13 protein-coding genes are annotated in these 13,373 nt (G+C 73.9%); 5 read left to right on the forward strand and 8 right to left on the reverse strand.

Annotated elements, in window-relative coordinates; translation table 11 throughout:
* Nucleotides 1-189 precede the first annotated feature (189 nt).
* Both AB0A94_RS11075 and AB0A94_RS11080 read left to right on the forward strand, forming a co-directional pair.
* Nucleotides 190-1,221, forward strand: a complete 1,032-nt coding sequence (locus AB0A94_RS11075; protein ID WP_361742150.1) for an SDR family oxidoreductase — start codon at nt 190-192, stop codon at nt 1,219-1,221.
* A 68-nt stretch (nt 1,222-1,289) separates the two neighbouring features.
* Complete coding sequence (locus AB0A94_RS11080; RefSeq protein ID WP_361742153.1) at nt 1,290-1,556, forward strand: hypothetical protein; 267 nt, start codon at nt 1,290-1,292, stop codon at nt 1,554-1,556.
* 194 nt (nt 1,557-1,750) lie between these two features.
* Here the strand turns inward: AB0A94_RS11080 and AB0A94_RS11085 are convergent, their stop codons facing one another.
* Nucleotides 1,751-3,040: an ROK family transcriptional regulator gene (locus AB0A94_RS11085; protein ID WP_361742156.1), complete on the reverse strand. Its 1,290-nt coding sequence runs from the start codon at nt 3,038-3,040 to the stop codon at nt 1,751-1,753.
* Between the two features lie 91 nt (nt 3,041-3,131).
* Nucleotides 3,132-4,112, reverse strand: coding sequence for an aminoglycoside phosphotransferase family protein (locus AB0A94_RS11090; protein WP_361742159.1), 981 nt, complete (start codon nt 4,110-4,112; stop codon nt 3,132-3,134).
* A 160-nt stretch (nt 4,113-4,272) separates the two neighbouring features.
* On the opposite strand from AB0A94_RS11090, the gene AB0A94_RS11095 reads away from it, so the two are divergent.
* Both AB0A94_RS11095 and AB0A94_RS11100 read left to right on the forward strand, forming a co-directional pair.
* Nucleotides 4,273-4,761, forward strand: a complete 489-nt coding sequence (locus AB0A94_RS11095; protein WP_361742162.1) for an FBP domain-containing protein — start codon at nt 4,273-4,275, stop codon at nt 4,759-4,761.
* Between the two features lie 81 nt (nt 4,762-4,842).
* On the forward strand, nt 4,843-6,078 hold the full coding sequence (locus tag AB0A94_RS11100; RefSeq protein WP_361742165.1) for an aromatic acid exporter family protein: 1,236 nt from the start codon (nt 4,843-4,845) through the stop codon (nt 6,076-6,078).
* 41 nt (nt 6,079-6,119) lie between these two features.
* Here AB0A94_RS11100 and AB0A94_RS11105 read toward each other — a convergent pair whose 3' ends face one another.
* Nucleotides 6,120-6,848: a DUF2470 domain-containing protein gene (locus AB0A94_RS11105; protein ID WP_361742168.1), complete on the reverse strand. Its 729-nt coding sequence runs from the start codon at nt 6,846-6,848 to the stop codon at nt 6,120-6,122.
* 87 nt (nt 6,849-6,935) lie between these two features.
* Nucleotides 6,936-7,544, reverse strand: a complete 609-nt coding sequence (locus AB0A94_RS11110) for a TetR/AcrR family transcriptional regulator (RefSeq protein ID WP_361742171.1) — start codon at nt 7,542-7,544, stop codon at nt 6,936-6,938.
* 110 nt (nt 7,545-7,654) lie between these two features.
* Between AB0A94_RS11110 and AB0A94_RS11115 the strand changes: the two genes are divergently transcribed.
* On the forward strand, nt 7,655-9,103 hold the full coding sequence (locus tag AB0A94_RS11115; RefSeq protein ID WP_361742174.1) for a cytochrome P450: 1,449 nt from the start codon (nt 7,655-7,657) through the stop codon (nt 9,101-9,103).
* A 153-nt stretch (nt 9,104-9,256) separates the two neighbouring features.
* Here AB0A94_RS11115 and sigJ read toward each other — a convergent pair whose 3' ends face one another.
* The 4 genes from sigJ to AB0A94_RS11135 all read right to left on the reverse strand — a co-directional run bounded on the left by sigJ (nt 9,257) and on the right by AB0A94_RS11135 (nt 13,365).
* Entirely contained in the window at nt 9,257-10,144 is an 888-nt protein-coding gene (sigJ, locus tag AB0A94_RS11120) for an RNA polymerase sigma factor SigJ (protein ID WP_361742651.1), read from the reverse strand.
* Between the two features lie 5 nt (nt 10,145-10,149).
* Nucleotides 10,150-10,893 carry a PIG-L deacetylase family protein gene (locus AB0A94_RS11125; RefSeq protein ID WP_361742177.1) on the reverse strand — a complete coding sequence of 248 codons (744 nt, stop codon included), beginning with the start codon at nt 10,891-10,893 and terminating at the stop codon, nt 10,150-10,152.
* 43 nt (nt 10,894-10,936) lie between these two features.
* Complete coding sequence (locus AB0A94_RS11130; RefSeq protein ID WP_361742180.1) at nt 10,937-12,238, reverse strand: alpha/beta fold hydrolase; 1,302 nt, start codon at nt 12,236-12,238, stop codon at nt 10,937-10,939.
* 101 nt (nt 12,239-12,339) lie between these two features.
* A complete protein-coding gene (locus tag AB0A94_RS11135) occupies nt 12,340-13,365 on the reverse strand; it encodes a LacI family DNA-binding transcriptional regulator (protein ID WP_361742183.1) in 1,026 nt (341 codons plus the stop codon).
* Between the last annotated feature and the right edge of the window lie 8 nt (nt 13,366-13,373).

Below are 13,373 nucleotides of genomic sequence, written 5' to 3' on the forward strand. Positions count from 1 at the left end.
GTCGCGGTCGGGGCTTCCCTTTTGCCCCGCTCCGGGCGTCGCTCGACTTCGAGAGCGCTCCCCTTCGTGGTGTGCCGGACACGAGCGACGACAGCGGCGCACGGCTCGGCCCGTCCGACGGGCGTGCACGCCTTCGGCCGGTGGGTACTCGGCCGACCCGCGGAGCAGCCGGCCGAGAGGAGCGGGAAGGTGAGCAGCACAGCGGGCATGAGGGTCGTCGTCACGGGCGCCACCGGCAACGTCGGGACCAGCGTGGTGCAGGTCCTCTCGCAGGAACCGGAGGTCGGCTCCGTGCGGGGCCTGGCACGGCGGATCCCCGACCTGTCGCCCCCGAAGACCGAGTGGTCGGCGGTGGACCTGGCCTCGGACCGGTCCGATCTCGTCGGGGAGTTCACCGGCGCGGACGCGGTGATCCATCTGGCGTGGGCGTTCCAGCCGACGCACGATCCGGCGACCACCTGGCGCACCAACGTGCTCGGCAGCATGCGGGTGTTCGACGCGGTGGCCGAGGCGGGGGTGCCGGCGCTGGTGCACGCCTCGTCGGTCGGGGCGTACTCACCGGGTCCGAAGGACCACGCGGTGGACGAGTCGTGGCCGACGCACGGCTGGCCGGACGCCGCGTACTGCCGGGAGAAGGCGTACCTGGAACGGGCCCTGGACACGTTCGAGCGTGATCACCCGGGGACGCGGGTGGTGCGGATGCGGCCCGCGTTCCTCTTCAAGCGGGAGTCGGGGAGCGAGCAGCGCCGTATCTTCGGCGGCCGTTTCCTGCCGGGCCCCCTGGCGCGGCCCGATCTGCTGCCCGCCCTCCCGGACGTTCCGGGACTGCGGGTGCAGGCGCTGCACACCGACGACGCGGCCCACGCCTACCGGCTGGCCGTGCTGTCCGCCGAGGCGCGGGGGGCCTTCAACCTCGCCGCGGAGCCGGCGGTCGACGCGGAGCTGCTCGGGGAGATGCTCGGGACGCGCCGGGTGCGGCTGCCGCGCACCGCCGCCCGCTCGGCGGTCGCCGCCGCCTGGGGGCTGCGCCTGCTGCCCGCCTCGCCGCATCTGTTCGACGCGGTGCTGAGGCTGCCGCTGATGGACTGCACGCGTGCGCGCGTGGAGCTCGGCTGGCGGCCGGAGCACACGGCGACGCAGGTGGTGGAGGAGTTCCTGCTGGGCGTGCGGCAGGGCGCCGGGGAGGACACGGAACCGATGCGGGGCCGCAAGGTCGGCTGAGCACCGGGTTTGACCGGTCCTCGCGGAGGTACCCGCGAGGGCTCGCACACGAACGAGAGGAGAGCGTCGTGACCGACCACCGCCTCGAAGGGCCCGGTGAGAACGGCGCCGGTGTTCCCCGCGACCTGCCGGACCAGCAGGCCGGCCCCGGGGAGGACCCCTGGGAGGTCGCACCCGCCGCCGCGGAACGGGAGAGCGGGAAGAAGGCCGACGAGCAGCGGGAGCCCGAGTCCGACGTCCCGGACACGGACGAGGCCGGCACCGGTCGCCAGGGCGCCCCGCACTCGGCGTCCGGCAACCCGGAACAACCGGTGCCGGACGAGCCCTCGGCGTAGCCGGCTCGCGCGGGCGGGCCCGGCGGGGCACCGGGTTCGCGGGGCCGTCGCGTCGGCTTGTCCACGCCCGCTCCCTCCCCCATTCCCGGCTTCGCTCGAGCGGAGTCCCCCTGCACGGGCGTGCGCCACCGCCCCGGCCCGGTACGGCTGTCGGACGCGGCCGGATTCCCTCCGCCCCGGTACGCCGGGCAGGCCTAGCGCGGGGTGCGTTCCCGGAGGGCCGTGTGCCAGGCGGGGGGCGGGGACTGCGGGTCCGGGTCGGGGCGGCGGCCGCCGCGGGCGAAGAAGTCGGCGAGCGGCAGGATCGCGGCGCCGACGGTGACCGCGTCGGGGCCGAGCCGGCCCAGTTCGATCGTCACCTTCCCGGCCGGGTGGCGCAGCGCGTACGACAGGGCGTGCCGGCGCACGGACGGCAGGAAGCGGGAGCCGAGCTGGAGGCCGGCCCAGCCGCCCATGAGGATGCGCTCGGGCTGAAAGAGGTTGATCAGGTCGGACAGGCCCGCGCCCAGGTACTCGGCGGTCTCCTCCAGCACGGCGAGCGCGACGGGGTCGGGGGCGCTGTCGTCGGCCGGGTAGGCGGCGGCGAGCATCGCCGTCAGCGCCGTCTCCTCGTCCGTGCCCCCGGGCACCCGGCCGCCCTCCTCGCGCCACCGGGCGAGCAGCGACTCGGCACCCGCGTACGCCTCCAGGCAGCCGAGCGCGCCGCAGCGGCAGCGGCGCCCCCTGACCCGTACGGTCAGGTGCCCCCATTCGACCGCCCGGCCGTGTTCCACCTCGGGCGTGACCAGGCAGGCGCCGACGCCGGAGCCGAAGAGGACGACGAGGGCGTTGCGGGCGCCGCGTCCGGCGCCGAACCACATCTCGGCCTGGCCGAGGGTCCTGGCGCCGTTGTCGATGAAGTACGGCACCGTCTCGGGCAGCGGGGACCCGGCGCGGAGCAGGGACTCCAGGGGGACGGCGTCCCAGCCGATGGTCTGGCCATGCACGACGGCGCCCCGGTCGGGGGTGTGCTCGACGATGCCGGGGACGCCGATGCCGACGCCGAGCAGCCGCTCGGGGGCGAGGCCGGCGCCGGCGAGCACCTCGGCGATGCCGGAGCGGATGTGGTCGACGATGACCTCGACCTCGTAGCGCTGCTGCTCCAGCGGGCGCTGCGCGCGGGCGAGCTCGGTGAGGGTGAGGTCGAACAGTTCGACGCGGACCCGGGTCTCGCCCACGTCGACGCCGATCATGTGGCCGCTGACCGGTGCCACCCGCAGCAGGGTGCGCGGACGGCCGCCGTCGGAGTCGACGCTGCCGGCCTCCTCCACGAGGCCGTCGGCGACCAGGTCCGCGACGACGTTGCTCACGGATCCGGAGCTGAGGCCGGTCGCGGGGCCGAGCTCGAAGCGGCTCAGCGGGCCGTCGAAGTACAGCCGCTGCAGCACGGCCGTGCGGTTGGCCCGCCTGAGGTCGCGCACCGTGCGCCCGTTCCGCCCCGCCATGTGGCTCCTTCCGAGACCCTGCCCGACCTGCAACATACCGCCGGGACACGACTCGGCGCGACTTCCCCTCCCCCTTATTTCACGATGTGAACTAACAGAGGTCGCCGATTTCCTCCAGTGCGGCCTCCAGGTGCGGGGCGACGGCTGTCCGGACCCGTCGTTCCTGCTCCTCCCCGACCGCCCGCGGGATCGTCTCGGTGAGCATGATCAGGTAGAGGTAGGCGCGGTAGAGGGCGAGGCGGGCACGGGCCGCCGCGTCGAAGACGGCCCGGCCGCCGGCCTCCCCGTACCCGGTGAGGAACGCCCGGTCCGTCCTGATGTCGCCGAGCAGGGCGAGGGAGACGAAATCGGCGAGCGGGTCGCCCCAGAACATGCGCTCCCCGTCGATGAGCCCGCCGATCCGCGCCTCCCCCGCCGGTGTGCGCTCCACCAGGACGTTGCCCGGCCACAGGTCGAAATGGACGAGGGCCGGCACCGTGACCTCGTCGAGCGCCCCGGCGGCGGTGCGGATCACGGCGGCCACCTCGTCGACGGGGCGCGGCAGCCGGGCACCGTGGTCGCGGGCGTCGGCGAGCACGGCGTCGGTCATCGCGGTGAACGCGGTCCGCCAGTCGGGGGCGAGCGGGCCGAGGGCGCCGGACGGGTAGCCGAACCCCGGTCCGGTCACCCGGTGCAGCCGGGCCACCTGGCGGCCGAGCTCCGCGCGCAGCCCCTCCCGCTCCCCGTCGGCCGGCTCCGCCCGCGTCCAGGGCTCGCCCGGGCAGGCGGTCATCAGCAGATACGGCACGGAGGTGTCGCCGCCGACGGACACGGCGCGCGGGGCGGGGACGCCCGCCTCGGCGGCCCCGGCGCAGAAGTCCGCCTCGGAGACGAGCAGGCGCCGCTCGTGCCGGAGGCCGGGGGTGGCGGGCGCGGGCGGGACCTTGAGCACATAGCGGCTGCCGTCGGTGAGGAGGAGCTCCTCGACGGTGTTGTAGGTGCCCCCGCTCAGCGGGCGCACCCCGGCGAGCGCGTCGGGCGGCAGTCCCGCCCCCGCGAGCACCCGGCGGGCCCGCTCCCAGGAATCCCCCATCGTCCGCACCCTCCCCCTCGGCGACTGCGGTACAGCGTACGGAACGCACGCGGGCGCGGCTCCCGGAAAAATCGCTGGCTCCCCCCGGCGCCGGATACCTACCCTGACCCAGAAACCTAGACCCCCTAGGTTTCGAAAGAGCACGCCAGGAGACGACCCCATGAGAGCACTCACCGAGCAGGACATCCGCAACTCGTTCATCAACTGCTCGAAGGGGGAGGCCAAGCGGCTGGCCGTACCGCGCGACCTGGGCGAGCGCCCCTGGGACGACCTCGACTTCCTGGGCTGGCGCGATCCCGGCGCGCCCGACCGCAGCTATCTCGTCACCGAGCGGGAGGACCGTCTCGTCGGGGTGGCCATGCGCTTCCAGCCCGCTCAGCGCGGCTTCCTGCACCGCAGCATGTGCTCCCTGTGCCTGACGACCCATCCGCGCGGCGGTGTCGCCCTGATGACCGCGCGCAAGGCGGGCCCGGCCGGGAGGGAGGGCAACTCGGTCGGCGCCTACATGTGCACCGACCTCGCCTGCTCCCTCTATCTGCGCGGCAGGAAGGTCCCGGAGACCGGTGCCCGCTTCGAGGAGAGCCTCACCCTGGAGCAGCAGATCGCCCGTACCCGGGGCAACCTGTTCGCCTTCCTCGACAAACTGTAGGCCCGGCCCGGCTGTCCTCCGGGTGACTGCTGTCGCAGGTGAACACGTTCGTTGCATCCGGGGAGGGGGAACCGTCCCAGGATGCAAGTGGTACGTGAGATGGCGGCACCGGCCGTCGAGTTCGTCAGGCAGCGCCGGGATCCGGTGACCGTGCAGATGGTGCGGTCGGCGGCCGCGGCGACCCTCGCCTACGTCATCGCCCTGCGGCTGAGTCCGGAGGCAGCCCCGCTCACCGCGCCCCTGACCGCGCTGCTCGTCGTCCAGGTCACCCTGTACTCCACCCTCACCACCGGGGTGCGCCGGGTGAACTCCGTGGTGGCCGGGGTCGTGGTGGCCATCCTCTTCAGCCTGCTGGTGGGTCTGACCTGGTGGAGCCTGGGCCTGCTCATCCTGGCGTCGCTGCTCGTCGGCCATCTGGTGCGGGTGGACGAGTTCGTGCCCGAGGTGGCGATCAGCGCGATGCTGGTGCTCGGGGTGACCACGCACGGGGACACCGCCTGGGCCCGGATCGTGGAGACGCTGATCGGGGCGATCGTCGGGATGGGGTTCAACCTCCTGCTCGCCCCGCCCGTGTGGGTGGAGGAGGCCGGCGAGTCGATCGAGGAGCTGGCGCGCCGGGTGCGGCAGCTGATGCTGCGGATCGGCGAGGAGGCGGCGGGCCGCACGCCCCCGCACCGCGCGGCGGCCCGGCTGCACGAGGCCCGCCGCCTGGACCACGACATCACCGAGGTCGACGCGGACCTCCGGCAGGCGGAGGACAGCCTGCGGCTCAATCCGCGGGTGCGGGAGGGCCTGCTGCACCGAGTGGTGCTGCGCACCGGCCTCGACACGCTGGAGATCTGCACGGTGGTGCTGCGGGTGCTGGCCCGCACGCTGACCGACCTGGCCAAGGAGCGCGACCCGGAGCGGCTGTTCGATCCGGAGACGGGCGCCGCCTTCGAGGAGCTGCTGTCCGAGATCGCGGACGCCGTGGTCAGCTTCGCGGTGCTGGTGACCACGAGCGTGAGCGCGAACGCCGAGTCGGCGGAGGAACGTCTCGCCTCCCAGCTGCGGCAGGCGGCCGCCACCCGCGACAAGCTGGCCCGGCTGCTCTTCGAGCAGGCCCGGCGCGACGCGCGCCAGTGGCAGTTGCTCGGCGCCGTGCTGACCGAGGTCAACCGCATCCTCGACGAGATGGACACCGAGCACCGCACGCGCCGGCTGTTCGAGGAACTGGACCGGCACTCACAGGCGCAGCGCGAGCGGCTGCCGCGGCTCACCCGGATGCGGGAGCGGCTGCGCGGGAACCGCCGGGGCGCCTCCCACCGTTCCAAGTGACGCACTCGGCCGGAGACGCCCGTACGGCCGGGTCCTCCGCGTCACCCGTCGCCGTCCGTGCGCTGCCGCTGCAGCGCACGGGGGCAGGAGGCGGCGCTCGCCTGGGCGAGCAGCACGTGCATGCGCTCGGTGAGCTGGGAGACGTCGTCGGCGGGCGCGTGGAACGGCAGGCGTACGTCACCGTCCGCGCGGAGGCGTTCGATGCGCAGGGTCAGTCCGTGCCGGTCGACGGCGAGCGGCTGGACGCGGACCGCGCCGTGCAGGCTGCCGTGGTCGACCAGCCGGGTCAGCCGCTCGACGGCGTCGGCGTGGCAGTCGGCGAGGTGGGTCAGCAGCCGGGCCTCGGCGGTGGCGAGCCGGTCGGGCTCGGCGGCGGCGAACTCCTCGACGTCGACGACCAGGGCGCCGGACGGCTGCCGCAGCACCACGCGCGTGGGCTGGAGGACGAGGTGCCCGTCCCGCACGGCGAACCAGCCGGCCAGCCACAGCCGGGCGCGGATCCGGTTGCGCACGGGGACGGGTGCCACGTCGGCGAACTCCAGCACGGCGGACGGCTCGCCGCGGGGCGCGCAGATCGCGGCGGCGAGCAGGGCGCTGTCCTCGGGCACGTGCAGCAGCACCCGTCCGTCGTCGGTCACGCCGTGCGCGCCGACGAGCTCCTCCCGGATGCCCTCCGCGGTCACCGTGCAGGACCACGCGGCGGCGAGCACCGAGCGGGCCCGTTCCGCCGTGCCGGGCGCGGCCGTCCAGCCGTGCGTGTCGTCACCCATCCCCGAACCTCCTCTTAGGCAAGCCTTGCCTAACCTATCGAAGATCGGAGTGCGCGCCAACCTAATGGCGTGATCTTTACGAGACCTTCAGGGCGCAAGGACGCCCAGCAGGGCGCGTGCGCACAGGTCGCGCACCTGCTCACGGTCGGGCTCCGGGTCGCGCAGCCACTCCAGACAGACCGCCGTGGTGAAGGCCAGCCAGCCGCGCACGGCGAGCCGGGTGTCCGGCCGCGCCTCGAAGCCGGGGCCGAACTCGGGGTCCCTGGCGAGCGCGGCCAGGATCTGCCGTTCCTGCGCGGCCAGGGCCCGCCGGTAGACCCGGCGCACCGCCTGGTCCCCCGCCGCGTCGGCACGGTGGAAGGCGCGGTAGCCGTGCGCATGGGCCTCGACGTACTCCAGATACGCGTCGAGACCCGCCGTGAGCTGCTCGCGCACCGGAAGGCCGGGGACCGCCGCCGTCATGCGGAGCATCCGCTCGCTCTCCCGCTCCACCACCGCCGCGAAGAAGTCCCGCTTGGTCGGGAAGTAGTGGTAGAGGAGCCCTCGCGACACCCCGGCGATCTCGGCGACCTGCTCGATCCAGACGTCGTCGTAGGGGCTCTCCGAGAACAGCCGCGCGCCGACCGACAGAAGCTGCTCCCGGCGCTCCGCGGTGCTGAGCCGGCGGCGCGTGCGCCCGCCCTGGTTCACGGCCATTCCCGCACCTTACTTGACGCCGGTTCAGCGACCGGACCAGACTGAGGCCGCCTTATTGAACTCGCGTACAACACGTCGCACGTGCGCACCGGGTCGAAGGAGAGCGCGTCATGGCGGAGACGACGACACGGGCCGTACTGCCGAAGGGGTTCCGCAGCGCGGAGCACGGCTGGCCGGAACTGCACCGCATCCCCCACCCGCCGTACCGCCTGCCGCTGCTCGGCGACGTCCTCGGAGCGAGCAGGCGCACGCCCGTGCAGGACTCGCTGAAGTACGCCCGCCGGCTGGGGCCGGTCTTCCGGCGGAACGCCTTCGGCAAGGAGTTCGTGTTCACCTGGGGCGCCGGTCTGGTGGCGGATCTGGCCGATGAGTCGCGGTTCGCCAAGCACGTCGGGCTGGGCGTCGCCAATCTGCGGCCGGTCGCGGGCGACGGGCTGTTCACCGCGTACAACCACGAGCCCAACTGGCAGCTGGCGCACGACGTGCTGGCCCCCGGGTTCAGCCGGGAGGCCATGGCCGGTTACCACCCGATGATGCTGGCCGTGGCGGAGCGGCTGACGGAGCACTGGGACCGCGCGGCGGCCGGGGGCCGGCCGGTGGACGTGCCCGGGGACATGACCAAGTTGACGCTGGAGACGATCGCGCGGACCGGGTTCGGGCACGACTTCGGGTCCTTCGAACGGTCCCGTCCGCACCCGTTCGTCACGGCGATGGTCGGGACGCTCACCCATGCCCAGCGGCTGAACAGCGTTCCCGCGCCGCTGAGCCCGCTGCTGCTGCGCCGGGCGGGCCGGCGGAACGCGGCCGACATCGCGCGTCTCAACCGCATCGTCGACGAGGTGGTCCGGAGCCGGCGGGCCGGGGGCGGCGGGAGCGGGGGCGGAGACCTGTTGGACCGGATGCTGGAGACCGCGCACCCGGAGACCGGGGAGCGGCTGTCGGCGGAGAACGTCCGCCGGCAGGTGATCACCTTCCTGGTCGCCGGTCACGAGACCACGTCGGGGGCGCTGTCGTTCGCGCTGCACTACCTGTCCCGTGAGCCCGAGGTCGCGGCGCGCGCCCGCGCCGAGGTGGACCGAGTCTGGGGCGACGCGGCGGCACCCGGCTACGAGCAGGTCGCCAAGCTGCGCTACGTGCGCCGGGTGCTCGACGAGTCGCTGCGGCTGTGGCCGACCGCGCCGGCCTTCGCCCGGGAGGCGACGCGGGACACGGTGCTGGGCGGGGAGCACCCGATGCGGCGGGGCGCCTGGACGCTGGTGCTGACGCCGATGCTGCACCGGGATCCCGAGGTGTGGGGGGAGGACGCGGAGCGGTTCGATCCGGAGCGGTTCGACGCGGGGGCGGTGCGGGGGCGTCCGCCTCATGTGTTCAAGCCGTTCGGGACGGGGGCGCGGGCTTGTATCGGGCGGCAGTTCGCGCTGCACGAGGCGGTGCTGGTGCTGGGGTTGTTGCTGCGCCGGTACGAGCTGCGGGCCGACTCCGCCTATCGGTTGCGGGTGACCGAGCGGCTCACGCTGATGCCGGAGGGACTGCGGCTGTGGCCGGAACGCCGCTGTTGAGCACGGGGTTTCGGTCTTCGGGCGCGTTGGTGCGGGGCGGGGGTGGGTCGCGCGGCCCGGCGCTTGCGGGGTGCCTCCCCCACTCTCGGCTCCGCTCGAGCGGGAGGTACCCCCACCGCCCACCCGTGCCCCCTGGGGCACGGGTGCCCGCGGTTACGTCAGTGGCTCCAGGTGTCCCAGGCGGGCCGGGTCGGCCAGGATGTACATAGCCGTGATCCGGTTGTCGGTGATGGTGACCGACATGACCGACCTGATGCGGCCGTTCTCCATGCTGAGCAGGCCCAGCGAGTCGTTGACCAGGGCCATTCGGCCGGCCGCGGTGTAGCGGGCAAACATCATCGCCGACTCGGCCACCGTCTTCGCGCCCTGGAGGATCTTGGATCCGGCCACGCCGCGGACCAGTGCGCCCGCGTCCGCCCGCAGCACCACGTCCGGGTGGAGGACGGCGACCAGCGCCTCGAAGTCGCCGCCGCGCGCGGCGGCCATGAACGCCTCGAGGACCTGCCTCTGCCGGCCGAGGTCGGGGTCGGCGGAGGGGGTCGCGTCCCGTACCCGGCGGCGGGCCCGGCTGGCGAGCTGCCGGGTCGCGGCCGAGCTGCGCTCCACCACCGGGGCGATGTCGTCGAACGGCACGGCGAACATGTCGTGCAGGACGAACGCCAGCCGCTCGTCGGGCTCCAGCGTCTCCAGGACCACCAGCATCGCCACGCCCACCGAGTCGGCGCGCAGCGCCTCCTGTTCCGGGTCCACCTGGGAGAGGGGCCTGATCACCGGGTCCGGGACGAACGTCTCGTCCATCGGCTGCTCGCGGCGCGCGGTGCGCGAGCGCAGCAGGTCCAGGCAGATCCGGCCGGTCACGGTGGTCAGCCAGCCGCCGAGGTTGCCGATGTCGCCGGTGTCGGTGCGGCCCAGCCTCAGCCAGGCCTCCTGGACGGCGTCCTCCGCCTCGGTCAGCGAGCCGAGCATGCGGTAGGCGACCGCCTTGAGGTGTCCGCGGTGCTCCTCGAAGCGCTCCGCCAGCAGTTCCTCGTCGTCGTCCACGGGGCTCACCGGGAGAACACCTCGAAGGTGACCGCGGGCCGGTCCCCGAACCGCTTCCCCGCCTCCTCGGCGAAACCGGTCAGCAGGCCGCGGGCGTACGCCTCCGGGTCCTCGTCGGTCAACGCCTCGATGTAGGTCCGGTGTTCGAGCAGCGAGGCGATCGCCCGCTCCAGCCCGTCCGTCGCGTCCACCGCGTGCGTGGGGCTGTCGGAACCGGCGACCGCCACCCAGCGGACCCCGTTCCAGGGTTCGAGGCCCCGCTCGGTCAGCTCCGGGAAGATCCACCGGTTGCCGGCGTCACCGGCCGCGTCGAGCACGGCCCGCCCGACGGCCACGTGGTCCGGGGTGTTCCAGTAGGTGCCGCCCCAGGTGTCCCGGTGGTTCAGGGTGATCACCAGCTCGGGCCGGTACCGGCGGATCGCGGCGGCGATGTCCCGGCGCAGCGCGGGGCCGTACTCGACGACCCCGTCCGCGTAGTCGAGGAAGCCGACCTCCGACACCCCGACCACGGCCGCGCTCGCCCGCTGCTCCCGCTCCCTGAGCGGGCCGCACTTCGCCGGCTCCAGGGTGTCGATGCCCGCCTCGCCGCGGGTCGCCAGCACGTAGGAGACCTCACGGCCGGCGTCGGTCCAGGACGCGATCGCCGCCGCGCAGCCGTACTCGAGGTCGTCCGGGTGGGCCACCACGGCCAGGGCGCGCTGCCAATCATCGGGCATGGGTGGGAGTTGACTGATCGTCGGCTCGGTCATGCCCGCAGACTAACCCGCCGCACCGACATCCCCCGGGCCCCGCTCACACCTCGTCGCGCGCCAGGGTGAGCAGCCGGTCCAGGACGCGGGGACCGCCGGTCCGGACGCCGTCGTGCTCGAACTCGTCGGTGACCCAGGTGCGCAGGCCCCGGATCGCGCGGGCCGTCCGCAGGGAGTGGGCGGTGTCGACGTACATGTCGTCGTGGTAGACGGCCGCCGCGACCGGGACCTCGTTGGCGGCGAGTCGCGCCGGGTCGTACAGGGGTGTCCAGTCGGTGCGCGCGGCGAGCAGTTCGGCGGTCTCGCGCAGCGGGCGCAGCGCGGGGTCGCAGTCGAACATCCAGGGGTGGATGGTCTCGCCGGTGAACAGCAGCGGTTCGTCGCCGGCGAGCGTCTTGGCCGCGTCGAACCGCGGGAACTCGGCCCGCACGCGTTCGGCGGACCAGGCGGTGGGCCGGGCGTCCTGGCCGTAGATCGCCTCGTGGACGAGCGCGTACAGCGGGTGTCCGGCGTACGACAGCAGGCCCTGCGCCTGCTCCTGGAAGGCGTCGGAGAGTGCGGGGCCGCCCGGGGTGCGGACGAAGGCGTCCTCGAGGAGGAAGTGCAGCCGGTGGCTGCCGTCGCCGCTGCCGAGCATCCGGCCGAGGGACTGGAACGCCTCGACGGTGAACCGGTAGCCGTTCGGGAGGACGACCTCGTGGGTCAGGAGGTGGTCGGCGATGCGGCGGGCGCGTTCGACGTCCTGCGGGTAGCGGGCGTAGTGGGCGGCGACCTTGCGCTCGACGCGCGGGTAGGCGGCCCGGTAGACGTCGTCGGCGTGGGCGTCGAGGGAGGGCAGGCCGCCGGTGATCAGGGCGGTGTCCAGGCCCTCGGGCGCCGTGGACAGGTAGGTGACGGTGCAGAAGCCGCCGAAGCTCTGGCCGAGCACGGTCCAGGGGGCGCCGCCGGTCACCTCGGGGCGGATGGCCTCGCAGTCCCGCACGATCGAGTCGCCGCGGAAGAGGGCGAGGTGGTCGGCCTGTGCGGCGGGGCCGCCGCGCAGCGGGAGCGTCTGCCGGTTGGCGGGGGTGGAGTGCCCGGTGCCGCGCTGGTCGAGGAGGAGGACGCGGTGCTCCTCCAGGGCCCGGCCGAGCCAGGCCTCCTTCCCGACGAAACGGTTCGCCCCGAAGCCGGGGCCGCCCTGGAGGTAGAGCAGCCAGGGCAGGTCCTGGCCGGCCTTGTCACGGGCGACGACCTCACGCGCGTACAGCTCGATCGTCTCCCCCGAGGGGTCGTCGTGATCGAGGGGCACGGTGAACCGGCGGTCGGTGAGGACCACTCCGGGCTGGCGGTAGCTGACGGACAACGGGGCTCCCGGGACGAACGGATTGTCGGACCGTGACCCAGTTCAGCACATGTTCGTCCGGCCAACGAGCCCGGGATCATGGAATTCTTGCTGACCATCCGTCAGCGGGCCGCCAGGCTGGAGCGCCGGACCACCAGTTCCGGGCGGAGGACGACCCGGCGGTGCTCGTGCGGCTCGGCGCTGCTCCCGCTCTCGGTCTCCTCCAGCAGCAGCTCGGCCGCCAGGGCTCCCATGGTGACCGCGGGCTGCCGCACCGAGGTCAGCGGTACGGCCGCCGCGGCGGCGAACTCGATGTCGTCGTAGCCGACGATCGCGAGGTCGTCGGGGACGCCGACACCGGCCGCGTACATCGCCTGGAGCACACCGAGGGCGAGCAGGTCGTTGGCGCAGAAGACGGCGGTGGGCCGGTCGGCGAGTCCGAGGAGGCGGGCACCCGCGTCGCGCCCGGCGGCGACGTCGAGCCGCTCGGTGGGCAGTTCGCGCAGGCGGTCGGGGCCGAGGCCGGCCTCGGCGAGGGCGTTCAGGGCGCCGGTGCGGCGGTCCCGGACCTGGTTCAGTCCGGGCGGGCCGCAGACGTACGCGATGGAACGGTGCCCGGCGTCGACGAGGTGCCGCACGGCCAGCGCGCCGCCCGCCACGTCGTCCACGGAGACCGAGCACTCGGTGGTGCCCTCGGCGACCCGGTCGACCAGCACGAAGGGGATGCCGTGCCGGCGGAACGCCTCGATGTTGCGGCCGGTGGCGTCCGCCGGGGTGAGCAGCACGCCCCGCACCCGCTGTTCGGCGAAGAGGGAGAGGTACTCGGCCTCCTCGCCCGGGTTCTGGGCGCTGTTGCAGACCATCACGCCGAGCCCGGCCTCGCGCGCGGCGCGTTCGGCGCCGCGCGCGACGTCGACGAAGAACGGGTTGCCCATGTCGAGGACGAGCAGGCCCATGATGCGGCTGCGGCCGGCGCGCAGCTGACGGGCGGACTCGCTGCGCACGTAGCCGAGCCGGTCTATGGCGGACAGCACCCGTGCCCGGGTCTCGGCGGCGACCGTGTCCGGGCGGTTGATCACGTTGGAGACCGTGCCGACGGACACTCCGGCGACGCGGGCGACGTCCTTGATACCCACCGACTGGGCCATCGGGCAGG

The sequence above is a fragment of the Streptomyces sp. NPDC044984 genome, assembly GCF_040646935.1.
Lineage (GTDB): Bacteria > Actinomycetota > Actinomycetes > Streptomycetales > Streptomycetaceae > Streptomyces.

Excerpts from the sequence above, each read along its gene's own strand:
- AB0A94_RS11105 (WP_361742168.1), bottom strand. The coding sequence starts at position 6,848 with ATGGGTGACGACACGCACGGCTGGACGGCCGCGCCCGGCACGGCGGAA.
- AB0A94_RS11110 (WP_361742171.1), bottom strand. The coding sequence starts at position 7,544 with ATGGCCGTGAACCAGGGCGGGCGCACGCGCCGCCGGCTCAGCACCGCG.
- AB0A94_RS11085 (WP_361742156.1), bottom strand. The coding sequence starts at position 3,040 with ATGGCGGGGCGGAACGGGCGCACGGTGCGCGACCTCAGGCGGGCCAAC.
- AB0A94_RS11125 (WP_361742177.1), bottom strand. The coding sequence starts at position 10,893 with ATGACCGAGCCGACGATCAGTCAACTCCCACCCATGCCCGATGATTGG.
- AB0A94_RS11090 (WP_361742159.1), bottom strand. The coding sequence starts at position 4,112 with ATGGGGGATTCCTGGGAGCGGGCCCGCCGGGTGCTCGCGGGGGCGGGA.
- AB0A94_RS11135 (WP_361742183.1), bottom strand. The coding sequence starts at position 13,365 with ATGGCCCAGTCGGTGGGTATCAAGGACGTCGCCCGCGTCGCCGGAGTG.
- AB0A94_RS11100 (WP_361742165.1), top strand. The coding sequence starts at position 4,843 with ATGCAAGTGGTACGTGAGATGGCGGCACCGGCCGTCGAGTTCGTCAGG.
- AB0A94_RS11115 (WP_361742174.1), top strand. The coding sequence starts at position 7,655 with ATGGCGGAGACGACGACACGGGCCGTACTGCCGAAGGGGTTCCGCAGC.
- AB0A94_RS11095 (WP_361742162.1), top strand. The coding sequence starts at position 4,273 with ATGAGAGCACTCACCGAGCAGGACATCCGCAACTCGTTCATCAACTGC.